This is a genomic window from Exiguobacterium qingdaonense (assembly GCF_018617855.1).
Lineage (GTDB): Bacteria > Bacillota > Bacilli > Exiguobacteriales > Exiguobacteriaceae > Exiguobacterium > Exiguobacterium qingdaonense.
In genome coordinates this window covers 58,715-81,752 of sequence record NZ_JACSKY010000010.1, presented here as the reverse complement: position 1 = coordinate 81,752, position 23,038 = coordinate 58,715, and the positions used below count along the sequence as shown (strand labels likewise).

Here is a 23,038-nt window from a genome sequence, read left to right as displayed (position 1 = left end):
ACATTCCGTCACAAATTGGTCATAAGTAAAACTTATTAAGTTCGATTAAGAATGACCTAAACAAAAACACCTCAAAATTGAGGTGTCTTAAAGTTATTCTTCTGTCCCAATCTCTTCATTGACGTCAAGCGCTTCAACGAGAGTCAAGTCATCCGCGTGTCGTTCAGCGAACCGATCGAATGTGAACTCGTTCGCAAATAGGAAGACCGGTCGCTCCCAGCGGTCCGTGACAAGCATGTTTCGTGAATCCTGGAACGGCTTCAGTGCTTTCAGTTCCTTATCCTTCACCCAACGTGCAACGCTGTAAGACACAGGTTCCATACGAATATCGACGCCATACTCATTGTTCAGGCGATACTCGAACACCTCGAACTGCAACTGTCCGACCGCACCGAGATAAATCTCGTTGTACTCGTTGCGATACACTTGAATCGCACCTTCTTGCGCAAGCTGCTCCACACCTTTATGGAAGTGTTTCGACTTGAGCGAGTTGACCGGTGATACGCGCATAAACAATTCAGGCGGGAAAGTCGGCAGCGCCTCGAACGCAATTTTTTGCTTCGATGTGGTAATCGTGTCTCCAATTTGATACGTCCCAGAATCATAGATCCCGATGACATCACCGGCGAATGCCTGGTCGACCGTTTCACGGTCATTGGCCATGAGCTGCGTCGATTGGCTCAATTTGATTTTTTTGCCGGTACGCGTGAGCGTCACGTCCATGCCACGCTCGAATACGCCAGAACAGATGCGCACGAAGGCGATCCGGTCACGGTGGGCCGGATTCATGTTCGCCTGGATTTTAAAGACGAACCCGCTGAAATCTTCAGACGTCGGATTGATCGGACCGACGTTCGACTTACGTGCTTCCGGGGCTGGTGACATCTCCAAATAATGATTCAGGAACGCCGTCACACCAAAGTCGACAAGCGCCGTCCCGAAAAATACCGGCGTCAGTTTACCGTTTTGAATCGCGTCCACATCAATCTCATTCCCAGCGCCATCAAGAAGGTCGATCTCATCACGAAGGTTTGTCAAGTTCTCTTCCGTCAAATGATCGGCGAGTACCGGATCGTTCACTCCGTCCTCATTCAGTTGAAGTGTAGACTTCTCCCCTCTGAACAAATGGACTTCATTTTTCATTCGATCATAGACACCCTCGAACTGCATCCCGCTACCGATCGGCCACGTGATGGCAACAGATGGCATACCCAATACCTCTTCAAGCTCTTCCATCAGTTCAAGCGGATCTTTTGCCTGGCGGTCCAATTTGTTCATGAATGTGAAGATTGGAATCCCACGCATCCGGCAAACTTGGAATAACTTTTTCGTCTGCGTCTCGATCCCTTTTGCGGCATCGATGACCATGACCGCGCTGTCGACCGATGTCAGTACGCGGTACGTGTCTTCACCGAAATCGTTGTGTCCTGGTGTATCCATGATCGACACGACTTTATCTTGATAGATGAATTGCATGACAGACGACGTAACCGAGATTCCACGTTGTTTCTCAATTTCCATCCAATCCGACTTGGCGTGCTTTGAATTTTTACGTGCTTTGACGGTACCTGCCTCACGAATCGCACCACCGTGCAAGAGTAATTTTTCTGTCAATGTCGTCTTACCCGCATCCGGGTGAGAGATGATGCCGAATATCCGGCGTCTCTCGACTTCTTGTTTCAGTTGGCTCATATAATATTGACCTTTCCTTTCTCGACTCAGTTCATGCTTATTCTCGTAGCAACGCTCTCTATTCTATCGAAATCGGTTCCGTTCGTCTATCCTAATGAGACGTACGCCTTTTGTAAATCGAATCTTTTTTGTATACTAACGGTGAGAGCAAGTGAATGAACAGAACGGGGGACAGACGATGCCAGAAAACTTGATGATGTATTTCATTGTATTCTGGGGATTCGTCATGATTGGACTCATGACGATTGGCGGATACTTTATGTTTCGCAAGTTTTTAAAACGAATGCCAAAAGAAGATGGTCGCTCACTTCTTGACATTGAAGACGATTATATAGAGAGAACACGTCATCTATGGACACCTGAAACGCGGACGCTGCTTGACCGCCTCGTCTCACCGGTTCCCGAGTTATTCCGTGACGTCGCCATCCGAAAAATCGCTGGAAAAATCGGCCAATTCGCGCTCGAAGCGCGCGCAAAGAAAATGACGACCGAGCTCGTCGTGAAAGGGTATATTGCCGCCACACCAAAAAGAGACCATAAGTTTTTAAAAAAAGCGTTGGCAGAAGAACAAATCGACTGGACGCCTTACGAACACTATTTTCAACAATAGACTCTATCCGCGCGGATAGAGTCTATTGTTTGATTTTCATAAAAAATGGAATGGCCCATAGCCACCCCATCCTCACTCATCCACAATCCGCTTATACTTCTGGTACATCGCTATGCGCCACGGAACAATCATCCCCCAGGCAATCAAATAGAACAACCCACCAGTTGAAAAGAGATCAACTTCATGTCCGACCCATAGCTTCATTGCCGTACGAATCGCAAGTAGCGCGAACAAGACGATAAAGAATGCTTTCGAACGTGATAGGTACACCTCTCCATCCCGTTTTTCAAAGTTTGATGTCTTAATTAAAAATAAACTAAAAATCAGTCCCACTGCCAACGCCTCGAGCACTTCGATCCATGTTAAACGAAATGCAGGGATTAAAAATTGAATCATTCCTGTCGTCATCGCAAGCGGTGGAATCAATATCTTTTTTGCATTCGTCGGTTTCGCCGATGCTTTCACACGAACGAAGCTCGCCACGATACCCATTAATAACGCAACGAGAGTCGACCCCCATAACATTGACATATCGGTCAACCCCTTAAAATCCGGTGAATCCGACAAGTTCGCTCATCCAAGCAGCGAATCGATTCATTCCGTCAAAATATAATAGCACGCCGAACACCATCATGAGATAGCCTCCGACTTTTGCGACTTTCGCGCTGTTTCGCGCTAAGTACTTGATTTTGCCAACGAATGCGACCATCACCAAGAACGGAATCGCAAAACCGATGACATACGCTAACATATAACCGAGACCTTGGCTCGGATTTGTGGCCGCTAGCGCGATGACGCCGGCTAAAATCGGACCGGTACACGGTGTCCAACCGGCCGCGAACCCGATCCCGATCAAGACCGTCCCAAAATACCCGCTCTTTCGTTCGCCAATGTTCATTTTCTTTTCACGCATCATAAACTGGGGTTGCCAAAGACCTGCCAAAAAGACGCCAAACACGAAAATCAGGATGGCACCAAACATACGCAGGCTATCTTTGTACTGGATAAACACATCCGCAATCAACGAAGTCGACAATCCGAGTACGAGAAACACAATGGAAAAGCCAAATAGAAACGAAAATGTGTGAAACCACGCAGTTCGCTGCTTCAACCCTTCATTTTTCAACTCCGATACGGAAACCCCTGTGATATACGATAGAAAAACCGGATACAACGGGAGCGTACATGGTGACAAAAACGATAAAACGCCCGCCCCAAACGCGAGCCATAATGTGACTTCCATGACGATTTCCACCTTTCACGACCATTATAGCGAAAACCTATTTAAATTGCTCGCATCTTTTCTTCTGAATCACAACACTTTTTGTAATGATTGAAATGGAAATGAAACTTGTCATCTGTCAATGGGGATGCTAAGATTTGGATATTCAAGTTCATCAAATTCTAATTTCCATGATGGAGGAACGAACGTGGCAGTCACCGCAGCAGATACATTACACCAAGCCATTGAACAGAAACGTGACGAACTATATAAAATCGCTTCAAAACATGCCTGGACTTCACCCGAAGTCATATTGGTCAGTCAAGAACTCGACACCTTGATTACTCGTCACGTCCGATTAAAGCATCAAAAAGATCAATTTAACCATCCATTTTAATGGCTCGTCACAATATGTGATGAGCTTTTTTCCATGGAAAAAGGACACCCGTGCAGGTATCCTTTCCAAATCAAGACATCAGACTTTGTCCAGATTGTAGTTCATACATTTTCTTATAAAGCCCACCTTGCTTCAATAGCTGTTGATGATTTCCACGCTCGACAATCTCACCTCGATGCAACACCAATATAACATCGGCATCTTGAATCGTCGAAAGGCGGTGTGCAATCGCAATCGTCGTACGACCCCGGCGCATTCGATCGAGCGCGACTTGGACGCGTTCTTCCGTCTCAGTATCAATCGAACTCGTCGCCTCGTCAAGAATGAGCACCTTCGGATTACGTGCCACAGTGCGGGCGAATGCGAGTAGTTGACGTTCCCCACTTGAAAACGTCGCCCCACGCTCTCCGACGACGTGCCCGTACCCCGCGTCCAGCTTCTCGATGAAGGAATGGGCTTGGACAAATTCGGCAGCCTCGCGCGCGCGCTCAGAATCAATATTCGGATTGAACAATTTTAAGTTGTCTTCAATCGTCCCTGTGAATAAGAACGGGTCTTGCAGTACGAGTCCGACCTGGTCGCGGAGCTCCTGTTCTTCAAATCGTCCGAGCGGTTGGCCGTCGATTGTAATCTTGCCAGAACCGTACGGATAAAAACGCGTCAATAAATTGATGATTGAACTCTTCCCGCTTCCGGTATGTCCGACGAGCGCGACCGTCTCTCCCGGTTTTGCGACGAACGAGATGTTTTTTAGCACGTCCACTTCCCCGTCATAGCTAAACGTCACATCATCAAACCGGACTTCCCCTTCTGTGACGTGAGCGACCCCTGGCATCTGTTTCCCTGGTGCCGGTTCATCCGTATCTAGAATCTTGAAGACTCGATCCGCGGACACGACAGCTTGCTGGAACTCGCTCAACCGCTGCATGATGTCAAGCACCGGTCGGAAAATACGTTCGATATAACTGATGAACGCATACACGACACCGACTTGCACTTGCTCACTCATCGAGAGCACCCCGTAGTAGCCGAGGAGACCGATGATGGAGAAGGCGAGTAGAAGTTCAATAATCGGACGAAGCAACATACTGTCGAGCTTCAAGTTTCGATATCGAGCCTCCTGATGCGCTTCATTCGTCTGTTCGAACTGTCGAATGAGTCGCTCCTCTTGACGAAACTGTTGGATGACCCCCATCCCGTTAATCGATTCGTTCAACTGGGCGTTGAGTTGTGACAACAAGTCTCGCACTTGAGCGAAATATTTCGTCGAGAAGCGACGATACGCCCAGATAATGAGCCAGAAGAGCGGCAATAGGACGAGCCCTATCGTCGCAAGGGTCGGCTCTAAGACGTATAGGAAGATATACGTTCCCACTAATTGTACGGCCGATTGAACGAACGTACTCATCACACCGACGTACAATTCTTTCACCGCCTCGGTATCGTTCGTGATTCGTGATACGAGAACCCCAGCCGGCGTCCGGTCAAAATAGGCGAGTCGCATCCCCATCACGTGGCGGAAAATGTCCATCCGAATGTTTTGGACAATCTTCAATGCGACTTTTTGGAATGAGATCGATTGAAGATAGTCAAACAAGATTGCCGACACATGTAAAACCATGTAGACGGTGAAGAGCGCGATGACCCAGTTCGTCGGGTAGACCCCTGGCGTAATGAACTCATCGATGAACACCTTGACGAGAAAGGGACCGGCCAACTTCGCCCCGGTCGCAATCAACAGAAAGACGAAGGCGATGCCAAGGGGCTTCCCATATCGTTTTGCGTAACTGAGCAGTCGTTTGATGACTTGCCATTCTTGAACATCATGTTTCATCATGGCCACCTCCTTCTACAATCGCCTCAAGCTGTTGTCGGTCATACGTCTCCCGATACCAACCTGCCTCTTGAAGCAACAAGTCATGTGTGCCGCGTTGGATGACCTTCCCATCCTCGATGACGAGAATCTCGTCGGCGTGCTCGACTGCTGACAGTCGGTGTGCGACGATGACTCGCGCCTGCTCTGGATTCCCCACCCGAAAATGTTCGATAATCGACTCTTCCGTCTTCGCATCGACAGCAGATAACGCATCATCCAAAATTAAGACGTCCGCTCCCGTCATGAGTGCACGCGCAATTGAAATACGCTGTTTTTGCCCCCCTGACAATGTGACGCCTCGTTCACCGACGAGCGTCGCGTAACCTTCCGAAAGTCGGACGATATCTTCATGCACCTCTGCGACTTTGGCAGCCTCAATAATTTCTTCCATATCTGCATCCGGTTTTCCGAATGCAATATTGTTCGCAATCGAATCTGAGAACAAGAAATGATCTTGCGGCACGACCGCAATTTTATCCATAAGAAGTGATTTCTTCACTTGGCGAATATTGATTCCGCCAATTTTTATCTTTCCGTCCTTCACATCATATTCACGTGTCAGCAGGCGGACAATCGTCGTCTTCCCTGCCCCGGTCCTTCCGACGATTCCGATCGTCTTCCCTCGTTCGATTCGGAAATGAACGTCTTCGAGCACGGTATGATCGTCATACGCGAATGACTGAACGTCCACTTCCACCTCTGAATGCGAGAGCGTTGTCGCCGCCATTCGGTCATCCTGAATCTCAGGTTTGACGGCAAGCATCCGTTCGATGCGGTCATATGAGGCACGTCCACGCTCTACGATATTGAACAACCAGCCAAAGGCAAGCATCGGCCAAGTCAAGAGTGCCAAATAGGCCGTGAAGCTGACAATCTGACCAATCGTCAACTCGCCTTGTTCAATCAGTACAGCCCCATAACCGACTGAAAGGATGTAGGAAAGCCCTACAATCCCAAAGATGGTCGGGTCATATAAGGCATCGATCTTAGCGACCCGGACGTTTTTCGCCATGACCTCGCTCGACAAGTTCTCAAACGCATCCACATCCCGTTCGACTTCCCCGGTCGATTTCAAGACACGAACCCCACTCACACTCTCTTGAACCTTGTCATTTAATTCTGAAAATGCCGCTTGGGCGACCCCGAATCGGCTATGTAACATCTTTCCGTAACGCGTCGTCAACAGTACCATGAACGGCAATGGGAGCAACGCAACGAGTGTCAGCTTCCAACTGATCGTCGTAATCATTGTGATGATGACGAACGTCCCGAGCGTCACGCTGTCGACGAGCGTCAAAATACCTGCCCCTGCCGTCATCGATACAGCCTGCACATCATTTGTCGCATGCGCCATCAAGTCACCGACACGTGATTTTTTGTAAAATCGCTGGTCGAGATCCGTGAAGTGGCGATATAGTTGGCTACGAAGCATCCTTCCTAGGCGAATCGATGCGCCGAAGATGAAGTAGCGCCAGAAGAAGCGGGCGATATAATTCCCGATTCCTACTAGAGCGAGACCGCCGAGTAACATCCATAGCGTGTTTGACGAGAGCGAATCTCGGTTGATTTCATCGACGATTCGTCCGATGATGCGTGGCGGAATCAATTCTAGCCCTGCCACAAAAATAAGTAAGACGATACCAATCGTATACGTCTTCCATTCGAGACGCAAAAACCATGATAACTGTTTGAATACACGAATGTGAAACGCCCCCTTTAATATGTAGAATATTCATTAATCGTAGCGAAAGTTCGTTCCATTGTCTAACAAAAAGAGAAAGCAAAAAGCACTTCGAGGACCGAAGTGCTTTCACGATTCATTATGACTTTTTTTCATCTTTCATCTGCACGTTCATGGCGCGCATAACTTGATTGACCTTCTTCTGTGATGGCTTTTGACCCATCTGCATCATCAACGTACGAATCATATCTTCATTGATTGGCGGGTTCTGTTCAAGGTAGTTCATCATGTATTTACGTGCGATGAAGAAACCGATCGCGATCCCCCCGATGAGTGCTGCCACGACAAGAAGAATCCAAAGAAATGTACTCAAGGCTTTACCTCCTCTACCATATGAAACATCGTTTTTTACTATACACTAAATCGATCAACTTCGCTAGTCGTCCAGAAAAAAAGTGACGGCCAAACGAGTGGCCGCCACAATCAATCTTATTTCGATTAAAGTGATTTTACTGCATTGACGACATTGTCGACTGACATTCCGTACTCTTTCATGAGAAGGTCTCCAGGTGCAGACGCCCCGAACTTGTCGATTCCGAGTACTTTCCCACCGAATCCTACATATTTGTACCATCCAAGTGTCGCACCCGCTTCAAGCGATACACGTTTCGTGACTGAAGATGGAAGGACAGACTCTTTGTACTCTGCAGATTGTGCTTCGAAGAGTTCCCATGACGGCATCGAGACGACAGCTGCGTTCACGCCTTCTGACGCGAGCTGCTCACGCGCTTCAACGAGAACGTGTACTTCTGAACCTGTACCGAGCAAGAGGACTTCTGCATCCTTCGATTCGCCTGCAACGACATAAGCCCCTTTTGCTGCCGTTTCGATTGATGTGCCTTCAAGTTCTGGTAACGCTTGACGAGTCAAGACGAGAAGTGAAGGAGACGTTTTCGATGTCACCGCTTGTTTCCAAGCCGCAATCGTTTCTTTTCCATCAGCAGGACGAAGAACAGAGAGGTTCGGCATTGCGCGGAAGCTCATCAAATGTTCGACCGGCTCGTGCGTTGGACCATCTTCACCGACGGCGATTGAGTCGTGCGTCAAGATGAACGTCGACGGAAGACCCATAAGTGCTGCGAGACGGACTGCAGGACGGAGGTAATCCGAGAAGACGAAGAATGTCGCACCATAAGGAACGACGCCACCGTGGAGAGCCATCCCGTTCACAGCTGCCGCCATCGCGAACTCACGAACACCGAACCAGATGTTACGGCCAGCTGGATCTTCATCGAAGTCCACTGCACCTTTGATCATCGAGTTGTTTGAACCTGCAAGGTCAGCCGAACCACCGAAGAGTGTCGGTACTGCTTTTGCGATTGCGTTCAACACTTCACCGCTCGTTTGACGCGTTGCTTTTTTAGAACCGATTTCGAATGTCGGCAACTCGCTATCCCAACCTTCAGGAAGCTCATTGTTCATCGCACGCTCGAACTGTGCTCCGAGCTCAGGGTGTGCCGCTTTATACGCTTCGACGAGCTCGTTCCAGTCTGACTCGTACTTCGCGCCTGGCTCGACCACTTTATCGTTGAACAAGTCGTATACTTCATTTGGAACGTAGAACGACTCGCCTTCCCATTTGTAGAACTGCTTCGTCAATTCGATTTCAGCGTCTCCAAGTGGCGCACCGTGTGATGCTGATTTACCCGACTTGTTCGGTGAACCAAATCCGATGACCGTCTTGACTTCGATCAATGTCGGTTTTGACGTCTCTGCTTTCGCAGCATCGATCGCTTTTGCGATTGAATCGATGTCCGTTCCGTCCTCGACACGAATGACTTGCCATCCGTAAGCGTTGAAACGGTCTTCTACGCTTTCAGAGAACGACTTATGAAGGTCGCCATCGAGAGAGATGTCGTTTGAATCGTAAAGGACGACAAGTTTACCAAGTTTTAAGTGACCTGCGAGCGATGCCGCCTCAGCAGATACACCTTCCATCAAGTCTCCGTCACCGCAAATGCCGAACGTATAGTGGTCAACGACGTTGAACTCGTCGCGGTTGTAAGTCGCTTCTAAATGTTTCTCTGCCATGGCCATCCCGACAGCCATCGCAATCCCTTGTCCAAGTGGACCCGTTGTCGCATCTACTCCAGCCGTGTGGCGGTACTCAGGGTGACCAGGTGTCTTCGAGTCCATTTGACGGAATGATTTAAGGTCGTCCATCGACAAATCATAGCCAGACAAGTGAAGGAGTGAATACAAGAGCATCGATCCATGACCCGCCGAAAGTACGAAACGGTCACGGTTGAACCAGTTCGGATTTTTCGGGTTATGGCGCATTTTATCTGTCCAAAGTGTAAACGCCATCGGTGCAGCACCCATCGGCATCCCTGGGTGACCAGAGTTCGCTTTTTGGACCGCATCAATCGAGAGCGTCCGAATCGAGTTAATCGCTAATAATTCTTTAGTAGTTGTTTCCACTAATTTCATCCTCTCTGTGTTAAGAAGGTTTTCTACCCGTCATATTTTATCATACTCATTCGTGTGTCACAACTAATTAATTAGTATAACACATTGAGCAGGATCGTTTCCTCCCATTACGTGATAAAAGATGTAATCCGTTCGTCTTATATCGTTTCGTGTATAACAAAAATGCACATCCTTAACGAATTAGGATGTGCATTCAGGATCACTCACCGCGATGGCGTTTCTGTTCTTCTTTTAATTTCTCAGGTGTGACGTCGTTACCTTCTGGGTCGACGACTTTCATACCCATCATTTGAGATTTGAATGACTGACGAAACGCCTTTAAATATTCTTGACGCAAGTCCTGCTGCTCGTTCATCTCGTCTTGAGACAGCCCTTCTGTCTTCGCTTTGTTGGCGAGGAAATTGATTCGCTCCAATTGACCTGGTGCTAGCATATGACCCGCCCCCTCTCTAGTGAATTTGTCCTTATACTTTACAAAATCAGAGAGGAAGAATCAAGTTTTTGCAACTGACTGGTGCTCAAGGTAACGGCGGTTGACCGTTGCCTTCGACACTTCGTATCCAAATCCACGAAGCGTCGCCGCAATCTCAGAAAACGTCAAACCACGCTCGCGTAGTTGAATGATCTCTTCAATCGGAACCTCGATCCGATGTCGCCCGCCTTGATCGTTGTTTTGGATGTTGCGTTGAGGATTGAACCCGTTCGCGACCGCCCGGCGCATCCCACGGGAGATTTTTGCATTATGGATTTTTCGTTGATACTCTTCAACGACACTGACGATCTCTAACACCATCTTTTCGGCGTCAGACACGACATAGTCCGACGTCGATTGCATCGTCAACAATCTTACGTCGTGTTTCATCAAGGTGTGTAAGATGGCAATTTTAGCATTCCCTCGCCCTAGTCGACTGTCATCCGTGACGAGCACGGCATCCAAGTCAGCCGTCGAGACGTGGTCGAGTAAATCGAGCAATCCCTTCCGATTGACCTCGTAACCACTTTCTTGCTCTGTAATCACGTCGACGACGTCCGCCTCTAATCGCGTAGCCAGTTGTTTTAGTTCCTCGACTTGACGACTGAGTGATGTCTCTTGTGTGGACTTGTTCGTCGACACTCGACAATAGATCACGACTCGCATCGCATCACTCCCTTTCATCACATTCATTCCTTACGATACACAGTTCAAGATATGTTCGCAATGATGAACGATCACTCAGCGGCATACCATTCCATTTTTCGTTCGTCATGTCTTTCGCGCTCAGCCATAATCTGCGCTTCGAGCGATTCCGCCTCGACATAAGCGACCTCTTCTTCGATTGTACGCTCCGACTTTACGACCGGCTCAGCGACCGTCGCATCTCCCCGCATCTCTCCAGCCAAGTAAAAAGCGAACATCCCGACGAAGAGCAACCCGACTAAAATGAATCCGTTCAGTGTATCTTTCATAATTGCAACGCCTCCTGATAAGAATATATGTTCGTTAGAACGTTTGTTCGTTTATCTGTTCTCATCATAAAACAAGAACCCGTGTTCGGTCAAGTTGAAAAAACGAACGAATGTTTGTACGCTCATGTGTTCTTGTGTTACACTAGACACATAAAGAATAGGATGCGATTGCAGGTTATTCGATTACATCGAGGTGAATAGAATGAAAAAAATGTCAGCGCGCCAACAACAGATTCTTGATTTTATCAAAGAGGAAGTTCGGGCAAAAGGATATCCACCTTCTGTCCGCGAAATTGGAGAAGCCGTCGGCCTTGCATCTAGTTCGACCGTACACGGTCACTTAGATCGTTTAGAAAAACGCGGATTGATTCGTCGAGATAAGACGAAACCTCGCGCAATCGAGATACTGACCGAGGATATGCCGGTAATTGAAGAGCAAGACACTGTCATGTACGTACCGGTCATCGGGAAAGTTACTGCCGGGACACCGATTACCGCCATCGAGAACGTGGAAGAACACTTCCCTCTTCCAGCACATATCGTCGGTTCAGATAATGTATATATGTTATCCGTCTCTGGAGACTCCATGATCAATGCAGGCATCTTAGACGGGGACCGCGTGCTCGTTCGTCAGCAGAGCACGGCCGACAATGGAGAGATTGTCGTCGCCATGACAGAAGACGGTGAGGCGACTGTTAAACGCATTTATAAGGAAGCTTCGAAAGTTCGCCTCCAACCGGAGAACGATGAGTTAGAAGCGATGTATTTTGACAACGTCTCGATTTTAGGGAAGGTCATCGGTGTATACCGGACGATTCATTAATGGCTAGTGGCAAGACCCATACCCGCACGAATCTCGTGGCAACCGGCTTACTTGCGGTTGCCACGCCTTTTCTTGAAATCGATATTCCACTTACATTGATTATCGGCGCAATCATCGGTACACTCTGGCTCTCCCCAGACCTCGATTTGAAATCAGATGCGTATTACCGATGGGGTCCACTTAAGTTGATTTGGCTCCCATACGTGAAGCTCATGCCGCATCGCTCCCTCTTCTCACACTTACCCGGCTTGAGTGATGTGATTCGGATTGTATACATCGGCTTCCCGCTCATCCTTCTATTGCCCTTTACGGCATATGAAACGGAAATACGATCATGGATGGATGCTCACGGCATGTCTTTCTTTTTAGGGCTCGTGTTTGCGACGACGTTACATACGACCCTCGACTACGTGTCGACATTTTTCAAAAGAGCATTTTGACCAACCTAATAAACCACCTTCTGAGTCATCAAGGAGGTGGTTTGTTATATACTCGTACAGTAAAAGAGCAATGAATGACCCTTGGAGGGCATCCATTGCTCTTTTTTCTGTTCGTTCTGATTAATAGAGGGTCATATACTGATCGCGTTCCCACTCTGTCACTTGCATACGGAACATATCCCACTCGATTTCTTTCAACTCGAGGAAGTGTTCGCCAATGTGCTCTCCGAGCGCATCCATGACGACTTTGTCGACACGGAGGACTTCGAGTGCATCAAAGAGTGTCGCAGGGAGATCGTCGATTCCGTTTGCTACACGCTCCGGCTTGTCCATCACGTAGATGTTGCTGTCGATTGGTTTTGGCGCTTTCAAATCTTTTTCGATTCCGTCAAGACCTGAAGCCAAGAGGGCAGCAAGTGCGAGGTACGGGTTCGCTGCCGGGTCAACCGAACGCACTTCGATACGAGTCGAGAGACCACGAGCCGCTGGTACTCGTACGAGTGGCGAACGGTTACGTGCGCTCCATGCCACATAGCAAGGTGCTTCGTAGCCAGGTACGAGACGCTTGTATGAGTTCACAGTCGGGTTACATACTGCTGTGAAGGCACGAGCGTGCTCCAAGATACCAGCTGTGAACGCACGAGCTGTGTCAGAGAGTTCCATGTCGCCGTTCGGATCGTAGAAGACGTTCGTGTCGCCTTTGAAGAGTGACATGTTTGCGTGCATTCCTGAACCGTTTACCCCAAAGAGTGGCTTCGGCATGAATGTCGCATGAAGACCATATTTCGCAGCAATCGTCTTGACGACGAGTTTGAACGTTTGGATGTTATCTGCCGTCGTGACAGCATCCGCATATTTGAAGTCGATTTCATGTTGTCCTGGTGCCACTTCGTGGTGTGACGCTTCGATTTCAAAGCCCATGTTTTCAAGTTCGATGACGATTTCTTTACGGCAGTTCTCACCGAGGTCAACTGGCGCCAAGTCGAAGTATCCACCTTGGTCGTTGAGCTCAAGCGTCGGACGGCCTGATGCGTCTTTCTTGAACAAGAAGAATTCCGGCTCTGGTCCGACGTTAAACGCCGAGAAGCCGAGTTTTTGCATCTTCTCGAGGTTGCGCTTGAGCGTACCGCGCGGGTCACCACTGAACGGTGTACCGTCTGGATTATAAATATCACAAATTAAGCGAGCGACTTTTCCGCTGCCATCTGTCCACGGGAAGACAACCCACGTGTTGAGGTCTGGATACAAGTACATGTCTGATTCCTCGATGCGAACGAATCCTTCGATTGACGATCCGTCAAACATCATCTTGTTATCAAGTGCTTTGTCCAATTGGCTGATCGGCACCTCGACGTTTTTGATTGTTCCGAGGATGTCCGTGAATTGAAGACGGATGAAGCGTACGTCTTCCTCTTGAGCGATGCGTTTGATGTCTTCTTTTGTGAACGTTTTTCTGGCCATGGTAAAATGTCCCCTCTCACATTGTGTAATGGTTGATGTGTGCGGTGTTATCGATAAAAACGCGAAAGCTCGCCTTGAATGAGCGACGTTTTATTGAATCGACCGGCTTCTTGAAGCTGTGTTTTCAATAAATGATGTAACTCTTTTTCCGAAACCTTTGGTGCTTCATCGACCGGTGCTGTCGGAGCGGATGCTTCCTTCTCACCTGCTTGCTCCAACGTGTGGCGAATTGCCGCCAAGTTAAAGCCTTGGTCAATGTAATCCTTGATTGCGAGTAAACGTTCGACATCATTAAAGGAATAAAGTCGTCGTTTCGATTCCGTTCGACTAGGTGAAACCAGACCCTGTTCTTCATAATACCGAATCTGCCTACCTGTCAGTTGCGTCAAATCTTGGACGATCCCAATTGGAAACAACGGGTTGGAGCGACGAAATTGATCGGCCATCCTTACCCCTCCTTTTCTGTCTCACAATGTGAGAATAATATATGACAACAATTCTGTCAATAGATGTTAAGAAAGTTAACATGACAGATTCGTTACAATCGTGCCGGCTGGATTGGGGCGTTGAACTCAATCAACTTTCTCTCATGCAGATGGCTCAACGCCAACATTAACGCGACTTTTACATGAGCATACGTCAGACCACCTTGAACGTACGCCGTATACGGTGCCCGAAGCGGACCATCCGCAGACAGCTCGATGGAGGAACCTTGAATGAACGTTCCAGCTGCCATGATGACGTCATCCTCGTAACCAGGCATATAGGCCGGCACCGGTAGCGCATGGGCATTCACCGGCGAGGCCATCTGGATGCTCTGACAAAACGCGATCATCTTGTCCCGGTCGCGGAACGTCACCGATTGAATCAAGTCCGTCCGTGGGGTCGTATAATGCGGGTCGGTCTCAAATCCGACTAACGATAAAAGGCTTGCCGTCAAATGTGCCCCTTTCAATGCTTGTGCGACCGTGTGAGGTGCCATATAAAAACCTTGGTACATCTCTTGAAGCGAGTAGAGCGATGGTCCGGCTTCACTTCCGATTCCTGGCGTCGTCATCCGGAACGAACAGCGTTCAATCAACTCTTTCGTACCAGCGATATAACCACCTGTCTTCGCCAATCCGCCTCCCGGGTTTTTGATTAGGGATCCGGCCATCAAGTCGGCACCGACGTGCGTTGGTTCGATTGTCTCGACGAACTCACCGTAGCAATTGTCCACAAACACATACACGTGCGGATGTGCCGCTTTAATCTGTTCGATGGCCACTTTGATTTCATCGACTGGAATACTGCGACGATTCGCATACCCTTTCGACCGCTGAATCCCGACGAGTTTCGTCTCAGGACGGATCCGTCCGATGACGCGGTCGATGTCGATTTCACGTTCCTCTTTTAATTCGACAGTATCGTAATGGACACCGAGTTCTTTCAACGAACCACGACCGTCGCCACGGATCCCAACGATCTCCTCGAGCGTGTCATACGGCTTGCCTGTGACGTAAAGCAGTTCGTCACCCGGTAAGAGGACACCGAACAAGGCGATCCCGATCGCATGGGTCCCAGAGATGATCTGTGGTCGGCATAATGCGGACTCGGCCCCGAACACATCCGCATAAATCGACTCGAGCGTATCCCGACCGATATCGTCATAGCCGTATCCCGTCGTCGGATTGAAGTGGAAATCCGATACTTTATGCTTCTTGAACGATTCGAGGACGCGATATTGGTTGTATTCGGCCGTCTCTTCAATCTGCTCAAAAAATGGTTTGACCCGCGCCTCCGCTTTTTTTACGAACGGCGCGAGTGCATCATAATGTTCAATCTTTTCTTGCCACATACTTACACCTCAAATTGTTTTAGCGTCGCGTACAGACGCGTGTCTTCTCTCATATAACCTACTAATTCGACTGAGCCGTCATCTAAAAAGCTCTCTTCAAGGCGATACATCGCCTCTTTGGCCGGGTGGTAGTGTTCAAACGCCGTCACGGGGAGGACGACATGGACTTTCGTCAAAATGTCCGCAATCTTATCTTCTAGCGCACTTGTCAGCGTCTCGATATCTCCCGCAGCGACTGCCGAAATCAATAGCGGTCCTCCGACGAAGTCTTCCGTGAGACGGTCTTTCTTGTTATATACCTCGAGCTGAGGCACCTCACTCGCCCCGAGTTCTTCTAACACCGCGTTCGTCGTGTCGATTTGGTTCAAGTAGTGCGGGTTCGATGCATCGATGACGTGGAGGATCAAATCGGCCCCGACGACTTCTTCTAATGTCGAACGGAAGGCCGCAACAAGTTTCGTCGGCAAATCACGGATGAATCCGACCGTATCCGTGATGAGCACCTTTCCACCGCGCGGAAGCTCGAGTTCACGCGTCAACGGGTCGAGCGTCGCGAACAACTCATCCTGTTCATACGTGTCGGCATCGGTCAATCGGTTAAAGATCGTCGACTTCCCGGCGTTCGTATACCCGACGAGCGCGACTTGGAACACACGGTTTTCCTTCCGTCGTTCCCGGTAACGATCCCGGTGCGCGACCGTCCCTTCGAGTTGTTTCGTGATTTCATCGATGCGGCGCTTGATGTGACGACGATCCGATTCGAGTTTCGTCTCACCCGGACCACGCGTCCCGATTCCACCGCCGAGTCGCGAGAGCTGCGTCCCTTGCCCGATTAGACGAGGCAGCAAATAGTTCATCTGTGCGAGCTCGACTTGTAACTTCCCTTCCCGGGATTGCGCACGGCTCGCAAAGATATCTAAAATGAGCTGCGTGCGGTCAATCAATTTCATCTCATCCGGGTCGTTCATGGCGATGCGAATGTTTTTCGACTGCGCCGGTGTCAACTCAGCGTTGAAAATCAATAAGTCCGGTTCGAACTGTTCGACAAGCATCGCGAGTTCCTCAATCTTCCCTTTCCCGATAAAGGTACGACGGTCAATCTGTTGACGCTTTTGGTCGAGTCGGGCAACGACTTCACCTTGGGCCGTGTCAACGAGTTCGACGAGCTCGCCCATCGACTGTTCATACGTCCAATCATCGACGTCAGGCAACTGACAGCCGACGATGACTACTTTTTCACGTTCTATCATGTAATCCCTCATTCCATAAAGTCTCACCTTTCATCTTACCACGAATCAGCGTATAGATAACGTTCGTTTGTGGTAGGATAAAGAAAGAAGGAGGCTCGACCATGACGAAACGAAGAAAAGACTATCCACTCCCCGAATTTATCGAAACATACTTGTATCACCTCGGCGCGAGTGGTCGTCAACCCTCGACGCTTAAACGATATCGCTACGATTTGATTGACGTGCACAAATACTTTCACGACCACAACGTCGAACTGAACGAACCGACGGACTGGTTAGACGTCCCTCTCGAATCGTGGAAGACGTTCGTGAATGATTTTTTAATCGAAGAGAAGCACTATCAACAGGCGACCGTCGCCCGGATCGTCACGGTCATCAACAGCCTGACCCACTATTTAAACCCGCTTCGGAAAAAGATGCTTGCCTATTCGCAACCGGCCCATACATTGACAGCCGACCAGATTGCGCTCGAATCGGAGTTCGACCGTCTCGTCCATACGATTCGCTCAACGAGAGGATTGAGTGAGAATCAGCTACAAGCCCATCCTTATCTCGTCAATCGGAACGAGCTGATCGTGACGCTCTTCTATAAATACGGCTTGCGTGTCCATCACATCATTCGCTTGCGTATGAGCGACCTGCATCTGGCCGAACACACTTTTGACGTGTATGACCGTCTCGGGAACCGGTTCACGTTGAAGCTATCACAAGAAGACCAATCGCTGCTCATGAACTATTTGGCCGACATCCCGACACCGGTACGACCACGCTGGTATTCAGAGGACCCGGTCTTCGTCTCATTCGATTTCGCACGGATGACGTTCCGCTGGGTGTATGCGAAGAATCAACCGAAGCAGCTGACAATCGTCATGATCACGAAGATGATGCGGCAGTTGAACGAACGAAGTGGACTAGCGCGCTCCGTCACCCCGTCGATGCTCCGAAACGCCCATGTGTTAAAGACATATGCGACTGATATGACACCATCCGAGCGGATGAATATCACCTGCATGCATAAAGAATCTTCTCTTCGCCGGTACGAGCAGGCGTACGAGGAGTTCGGAAATGAACTGTTCGACTCAGACGAAAGACCCGCCCTCTCGTGAAGGGCGGGTCTTTGTCATGTAACTCAAAAATCTGGAGGGAAATACGAATCCACTTCTCTTTCAGTTCCACAAGCTACAATCATTTCTCTACTCTCTGGAGTTAAGAAAAGTCTGAGTGTGTTGTGGTGACCTCATTCTATATGTGAATAGCGTCATGAGTTTTTTTAATCCAGTTTGCGTGTTGCAATAAATTTATCATGTATATTTTATTCTATGACCAAATCCACTCCCATAGGGTAATCAATCCGGATAGCATTAATCAATTTCAAATTTTCATCCACGATTAACAGTCTTCCGGATTCATCATCTTCTCCCACTTCGGTGAGATACGAGCGCTTCAAAATCGGATTATAGTACAAGTATCGATATAAATTATTTTCATCCCAATATGGAAGGTCTATCTTTTCTACGGAAAATTCTTTCCCGAATGACCACTTCACCATCATTAATTCGTCGACTGATGTCTTCGGATCATATTTTGAGACAATTTGATAGCCTGTGTTCGCATCAATCATACGAATACCTTCATGAGAATTATAGTACGCGTTATCAATTGCTTGATGATACGTCGAAGTTTTTTTCCCTGAAGCATCGATTTGATGCAACATTCCAAGGCTGTCAGCAAAATAAGTGTTGTTCCCATCCGTATGTAACGCCGTATACTCATAGGGTTCTTCTTCACCACGGTAAACTGTCGCTTCGCCCGTCACTCGGTCGAGAAATACCATCGCAGCTTCTTCTCCATCCGGTCCTTCTTCTCCTGCGCTCACATAAGCGATGTGATTCTCTGTTTCTAATAGTGGCGAGGTAGTCGGTAAATTCTGAGGTGGCGTCAAATAATTCTGTCGTTCTTCGACATTTGAAATCGTCATCGACATCCCCAATCCTTCAACATATGTTTGCGTGCCGGTTTGATAAGATGCAATCGATTTAAACCAAGTCTGTTCTCCTTGATGACTTATTGAGTCCAACATCACATCATGTTCGAAATAGGTAATGTCTTCTTTGTTGAATCGTTTCTTGTCTAGATTGAACGTATAATAGTGATTGGCATACTGTCCACTATTCAAAGAACCAAAAATCGTATCAGGTCGTGTGGTCTTCACATCAAGACTGATCGCCCCGAAATTCGAATCTTGAATACTTTCTTCTTTCACGATATTTCCGTCTTGATCAATCTCTACTAAATACGTGTCTTTAGGCTCATTCTCGTCTGCCCATATATTTAAGTAAGGATATAGCAAATAAAGATGTCCGTCCGGTGGTTGAAACGTCACGTCCGTGATATCGGTTGAAATAACTGGTGCCAAGGGTCTATCTTCTGATTTAAAAAAATGATGAATGGGATAAATTGATATAACTCCTAAAATTGTTAAGGCAAAACTAATCATAACTTTTTTTGAAATGTTCACTTAACTACAACCTCTTTCTTTATCCTCTCGATGAGTACTGGAATCCTCGGACGCAGTTAATCATTTGCCTATTTGAGGAATATATCAATCTTTTACTCGGTTATGTTCTTTATCCACAGGAATCAGATGCTTAAGTATTAGAGGAACTCGATAAGAAATGAAAATACCATACGTGTTAACTACATAATGGTCTGGCAAATTCGTCTGGTGTATAAGTAGAATGTGCATGTCTGACAAAGTATATGGTTGTCATTCAGTAATCTCTTTTTTTAAATAGGCATTTTTTTCGTCTTTGTTCACATACGATTTCCAGCCTCATCATCAGCTTTAGAATGATGGTTTAGCTGCAAATATTCATGTCGCAACAACCCATAAACAACATGATCGACGTAACGGTCATACAACCATTCCGCATCTCGAATGATCCCTTCTTCCTTAAAGCCGAATCGTTCCGGAAGTGCCCGACTCTTCCGATTTTCTGTTGCTACTCGAATCTCAATCTTATTTAATTTCAAATCTCGGAACCCATATTTAATGACGCTCTCGAGCGCTCGACTCATGATGCCTTTCCCTTGAAACTCTTGTCCGAGCCAATATCCGATTGTGCCACATTGGATACCACCATCGATTTCGTTAAATCCAATAGTTCCAGCAAGTTCACCTTTATATATCAAAGCGAACGACTTCGGGCGCCCGCCCGTTTCAATCAATCCTTTGATTCGGCCCTCTATGTTCCGCTTCGAATCTTCCACTGTCTCAATATAGTCGAGCCAACCAAGCCATTCTCGCAAATAAGACTTCGATGCAATCGTCAGCTTGAATAGTGCATCCGCATCGTCTGTGTTGAACATTCTTAGAGATATATTATCATTTATGTTGTATTCAAGCATTTTAATCCATCCTTAGCATTTATTTTTCGTTTTCTTTTTAGTGAAAGGACGTCTATCGTCTGAAATAAAAGAACATGTAAGCGGCCAACGCTCTTCTGATCGATACTCATCTTTAAATGACCCTTACCCTTAAAGAATGACACGAACTGTAGCGATTCATATCGTATACTAAAAGAAACACATGATCGGAGTGATTCTCATGTCGAAGCTTTCACACGAAGAAACCCTCGAATTACTTAATACCCTCGAGTCTCGTTTCACTGAAAACGTTGAACGTCATTCTGACGTCGTCTGGTCAGACATATTGGAGCGTATTCAAATTGATCAGGATAAGTTGACCTCACTCGCCTTGATGGAAGAGACCGGCGGAGAACCAGACGTGATTCGTCTCCCTAACGGAGACCTCGCTTTTTGCGACTGTTCAGCCGAGAGTCCGAGCGGTCGACGAAGTCTCTGTTATGACGATCCAGCTCTTGAGGCACGTAAAAAGAATAAGCCTGCCGGAAGCGCGCTCGCCTTATCTGAACAGATGGGAATCAGCCTTCTCGATGAGGCAACGTACCGACACTTACAAACGCTCGGTGCATTCGACTTGAAGACGTCGAGTTGGATTCAGACACCGGATGTGATACGTCAAAAAGGTGGCGCCCTGTTTTGCGACCGTCGTTATGATCACATCTTCGTCTACCATAACGGTGCAGATTCTTATTATGCCGCTCGAGGATTTAGAGGGATACTCATGATTTAAGCAAGGCATTGCGCTTTGCTTTTTTATTGCAAAAACCAACTCAAGACTTTTGGAATATAGATGATAAAAAATAAACTGACAGGAATCACTGCGAAAAGCCTTAATATCCACGTATATTTTCCCTTGAACTTCCTGAAGTAGAAAAACAATGCACCAAACACAATCGCATTTGCTGTCAAATTTGGTTCTTCTATCTTGTTCTCCATCCATTGCATGAAAAAGACCTTCCATCCAGGAAAGGGTTCGAGGGCGAACGACTCACTGAAACTTGGGGTAAGGTTGTATTTCAGCCTCACAACCCAGGCTCCTATATAGACAGAGATGAATAAGAGCGCGTAGCACATCAGTGCAACGTTCCACAATTTCTCTTTCCAACCCTCACTCCGTCGGTGCTCTATCTGAATATACTCGATTTCACGAACAAATCCATCAAAAAACTGCAGACAGATCGTCTGCAGTCCGCGTTTATGCGTGTAATGTCACATTCAACTCTTCTGCGACCGTTTTGAACGCTTCGAGTGCCCGTTCGAGGTCATCTTGCGTATGTTCCGCAGTGACGATCGTCCGGATGCGTGCTTTCCCGCGCTCGACCGTCGGGAAGGCGATACTCTGTGCGAATACGCCATGCTCTTTCAACTTGTCCGAGAATGTATGCGCAAGCGTCTCTTCGCCGAGCATGACCGGTGTGATCGGTGTCGTCGCATGTCCGATATCGAAACCGAGGTCACGTAAACCGTTCTTGAAGAACTCGGTGTTCGCCCATAGCTTGTCGAACAGCTCTTCTTCCTCTTTCATGACACGGATCGCTTCACGGTTCGCCGCTACGACTGCCGGTGGATGTGATGTCGAGAAGAGGAACGGACGACCTTTGTGGATCAAGTAATCGCGTACGTCTTGTGAGCAGGCGACATACCCGCCTAAGACCCCGATTGCTTTTGAAAGCGTCCCTACCTGTAACGTGACGCGGCCGTCTAAACCGAAGTGGTTGACCGTTCCGCGACCGTTCTTCCCGAGAACGCCGGATGCGTGCGCATCATCGACCATGACCGCAGCGTCATACTTCTCGGCGAGTTCGACGATGGCCGGAAGCGGTGCGATGTTCCCATCCATCGAGAACACACCGTCCGTCACGACAAGACGTGTGCGATAATCTTGTGTCTCTTTCAACGCCTTCTCCAAATCTTCGAGGTCGACGTGCTTATAGATGCGACGTGCCGCTTTCGTGAGACGAATCCCATCGATGATTGACGCATGGTTGAGGGCGTCACTGATGACGACATCTTCCGGTCCGAGCAGTGCAGACAATACCCCGAGGTTCGTCGCGAATCCTGATTGGAAGACGAGTGAGGCCTCCGTATGTTTGAACTCGGCGAGCTCACGCTCGAACGCTTCGTGCATCTCGAACGTCCCGGCAATCGTCCGGACCGACCCTGTTCCTGCCCCGTACTCTTCGGCCGCTTCAATCGCTGCCTGTTTCAGGCGCGGGTGGTTCGCAAGTCCGAGATAGTTGTTTGATGACAGCTGGACGAGCGACTTCCCATCGATTGTCACTTCATTCCCTTGTGCCGATTCGAGCGGGACGAGCTTACGGAACGTCCCCTGTTCTTTCATCTCATTGATTGCTTCTGTAATATGTTCAAATGCCATGCTATTTCCC

Annotated in this window: 23 protein-coding genes; 6 read left to right on the top strand and 17 right to left on the bottom strand. The window is 48.1% G+C overall.

Features of this window, described 5'->3' with window-relative positions; all coding sequences use genetic code 11:
* Positions 1 to 93 precede the first annotated feature (93 nt).
* On the bottom strand, positions 94 to 1,692 hold the full coding sequence (locus tag KNP00_RS11345) for a peptide chain release factor 3 (RefSeq protein ID WP_215145288.1): 1,599 nt from the start codon (positions 1,690 to 1,692) through the stop codon (positions 94 to 96).
* Between the two features lie 178 nt (positions 1,693 to 1,870).
* On the opposite strand from KNP00_RS11345, the gene KNP00_RS11340 reads away from it, so the two are divergent.
* Entirely contained in the window at positions 1,871 to 2,302 is a 432-nt protein-coding gene (locus KNP00_RS11340; RefSeq protein ID WP_215145351.1) for a DUF2621 domain-containing protein, read from the top strand.
* Between the two features lie 72 nt (positions 2,303 to 2,374).
* Here KNP00_RS11340 and KNP00_RS11335 read toward each other — a convergent pair whose 3' ends face one another.
* Positions 2,375 to 2,827, bottom strand: a complete 453-nt coding sequence (locus tag KNP00_RS11335; RefSeq protein ID WP_215145349.1) for a CcdC family protein — start codon at positions 2,825 to 2,827, stop codon at positions 2,375 to 2,377.
* A 19-nt stretch (positions 2,828 to 2,846) separates the two neighbouring features.
* A complete protein-coding gene (locus KNP00_RS11330) occupies positions 2,847 to 3,545 on the bottom strand; it encodes a cytochrome c biogenesis CcdA family protein (protein ID WP_215145286.1) in 699 nt (232 codons plus the stop codon).
* A 187-nt stretch (positions 3,546 to 3,732) separates the two neighbouring features.
* On the opposite strand from KNP00_RS11330, the gene KNP00_RS11325 reads away from it, so the two are divergent.
* Positions 3,733 to 3,921: a Spo0E family sporulation regulatory protein-aspartic acid phosphatase gene (locus KNP00_RS11325; RefSeq protein WP_215145284.1), complete on the top strand. Its 189-nt coding sequence runs from the start codon at positions 3,733 to 3,735 to the stop codon at positions 3,919 to 3,921.
* A 70-nt stretch (positions 3,922 to 3,991) separates the two neighbouring features.
* On the opposite strand, the gene KNP00_RS11320 is transcribed toward KNP00_RS11325, so the two are convergent.
* The 7 genes from KNP00_RS11320 to KNP00_RS11290 form a co-directional block, all read right to left on the bottom strand.
* Positions 3,992 to 5,755, bottom strand: coding sequence for an ABC transporter ATP-binding protein (locus tag KNP00_RS11320; protein ID WP_215145282.1), 1,764 nt, complete (start codon positions 5,753 to 5,755; stop codon positions 3,992 to 3,994).
* Positions 5,745 to 7,469 (bottom strand): ABC transporter transmembrane domain-containing protein, encoded by a 1,725-nt coding sequence (locus tag KNP00_RS11315; protein WP_240542856.1) that lies wholly within the window; start codon positions 7,467 to 7,469, stop codon positions 5,745 to 5,747. The genes KNP00_RS11320 and KNP00_RS11315 overlap by 11 nt, the downstream gene beginning before the upstream one ends.
* Before the next feature lie 148 nt (positions 7,470 to 7,617).
* Positions 7,618 to 7,851 (bottom strand): YneF family protein, encoded by a 234-nt coding sequence (locus KNP00_RS11310; protein WP_215145281.1) that lies wholly within the window; start codon positions 7,849 to 7,851, stop codon positions 7,618 to 7,620.
* A 125-nt stretch (positions 7,852 to 7,976) separates the two neighbouring features.
* Positions 7,977 to 9,968: a transketolase gene (tkt, locus tag KNP00_RS11305; RefSeq protein ID WP_215145279.1), complete on the bottom strand. Its 1,992-nt coding sequence runs from the start codon at positions 9,966 to 9,968 to the stop codon at positions 7,977 to 7,979.
* A gap of 199 nt (positions 9,969 to 10,167) precedes the next feature.
* Positions 10,168 to 10,401, bottom strand: coding sequence for a DUF896 domain-containing protein (locus KNP00_RS11300; RefSeq protein WP_215145277.1), 234 nt, complete (start codon positions 10,399 to 10,401; stop codon positions 10,168 to 10,170).
* 60 nt (positions 10,402 to 10,461) lie between these two features.
* Entirely contained in the window at positions 10,462 to 11,106 is a 645-nt protein-coding gene (locus KNP00_RS11295) for a YneB family resolvase-like protein (RefSeq protein WP_215145345.1), read from the bottom strand.
* A 71-nt stretch (positions 11,107 to 11,177) separates the two neighbouring features.
* Entirely contained in the window at positions 11,178 to 11,414 is a 237-nt protein-coding gene (locus KNP00_RS11290; RefSeq protein ID WP_215145275.1) for a hypothetical protein, read from the bottom strand.
* A gap of 202 nt (positions 11,415 to 11,616) precedes the next feature.
* Between KNP00_RS11290 and lexA the strand changes: the two genes are divergently transcribed.
* Both lexA and KNP00_RS11280 read left to right on the top strand, forming a co-directional pair.
* Positions 11,617 to 12,237, top strand: a complete 621-nt coding sequence (gene lexA / locus KNP00_RS11285; protein ID WP_215145273.1) for a transcriptional repressor LexA — start codon at positions 11,617 to 11,619, stop codon at positions 12,235 to 12,237.
* Positions 12,237 to 12,677 (top strand): metal-binding protein, encoded by a 441-nt coding sequence (locus KNP00_RS11280; RefSeq protein ID WP_215145271.1) that lies wholly within the window; start codon positions 12,237 to 12,239, stop codon positions 12,675 to 12,677. The genes lexA and KNP00_RS11280 overlap by 1 nt, the downstream gene beginning before the upstream one ends.
* A 120-nt stretch (positions 12,678 to 12,797) precedes the next feature.
* Here KNP00_RS11280 and glnA read toward each other — a convergent pair whose 3' ends face one another.
* The 4 genes from glnA to hflX form a co-directional block, all read right to left on the bottom strand.
* Positions 12,798 to 14,138 (bottom strand): type I glutamate--ammonia ligase, encoded by a 1,341-nt coding sequence (glnA, locus tag KNP00_RS11275; protein WP_215145269.1) that lies wholly within the window; start codon positions 14,136 to 14,138, stop codon positions 12,798 to 12,800.
* Between the two features lie 47 nt (positions 14,139 to 14,185).
* Positions 14,186 to 14,584: a MerR family transcriptional regulator gene (locus KNP00_RS11270; protein WP_215145262.1), complete on the bottom strand. Its 399-nt coding sequence runs from the start codon at positions 14,582 to 14,584 to the stop codon at positions 14,186 to 14,188.
* Between the two features lie 92 nt (positions 14,585 to 14,676).
* A complete protein-coding gene (locus KNP00_RS11265) occupies positions 14,677 to 15,975 on the bottom strand; it encodes a methionine gamma-lyase family protein (RefSeq protein ID WP_215145260.1) in 1,299 nt (432 codons plus the stop codon).
* 2 nt (positions 15,976 to 15,977) lie between these two features.
* Complete coding sequence (gene hflX, locus KNP00_RS11260; RefSeq protein ID WP_215145258.1) at positions 15,978 to 17,225, bottom strand: GTPase HflX; 1,248 nt, start codon at positions 17,223 to 17,225, stop codon at positions 15,978 to 15,980.
* A gap of 101 nt (positions 17,226 to 17,326) precedes the next feature.
* Between hflX and KNP00_RS11255 the strand changes: the two genes are divergently transcribed.
* Complete coding sequence (locus KNP00_RS11255) at positions 17,327 to 18,331, top strand: tyrosine-type recombinase/integrase (RefSeq protein ID WP_215145256.1); 1,005 nt, start codon at positions 17,327 to 17,329, stop codon at positions 18,329 to 18,331.
* Positions 18,332 to 18,537: 206 nt separating this feature from the next.
* Here KNP00_RS11255 and KNP00_RS11250 read toward each other — a convergent pair whose 3' ends face one another.
* Both KNP00_RS11250 and KNP00_RS11245 read right to left on the bottom strand, forming a co-directional pair.
* Complete coding sequence (locus KNP00_RS11250) at positions 18,538 to 19,641, bottom strand: hypothetical protein (RefSeq protein WP_215145254.1); 1,104 nt, start codon at positions 19,639 to 19,641, stop codon at positions 18,538 to 18,540.
* 398 nt (positions 19,642 to 20,039) lie between these two features.
* A complete protein-coding gene (locus tag KNP00_RS11245) occupies positions 20,040 to 20,633 on the bottom strand; it encodes a GNAT family N-acetyltransferase (protein WP_215145252.1) in 594 nt (197 codons plus the stop codon).
* A gap of 199 nt (positions 20,634 to 20,832) precedes the next feature.
* Between KNP00_RS11245 and KNP00_RS11240 the strand changes: the two genes are divergently transcribed.
* Complete coding sequence (locus tag KNP00_RS11240; protein ID WP_215145244.1) at positions 20,833 to 21,381, top strand: DUF4256 domain-containing protein; 549 nt, start codon at positions 20,833 to 20,835, stop codon at positions 21,379 to 21,381.
* 465 nt (positions 21,382 to 21,846) lie between these two features.
* Here the strand turns inward: KNP00_RS11240 and KNP00_RS11235 are convergent, their stop codons facing one another.
* Entirely contained in the window at positions 21,847 to 23,028 is a 1,182-nt protein-coding gene (locus KNP00_RS11235; RefSeq protein ID WP_215145242.1) for a glycine C-acetyltransferase, read from the bottom strand.
* Positions 23,029 to 23,038 lie beyond the last annotated feature (10 nt).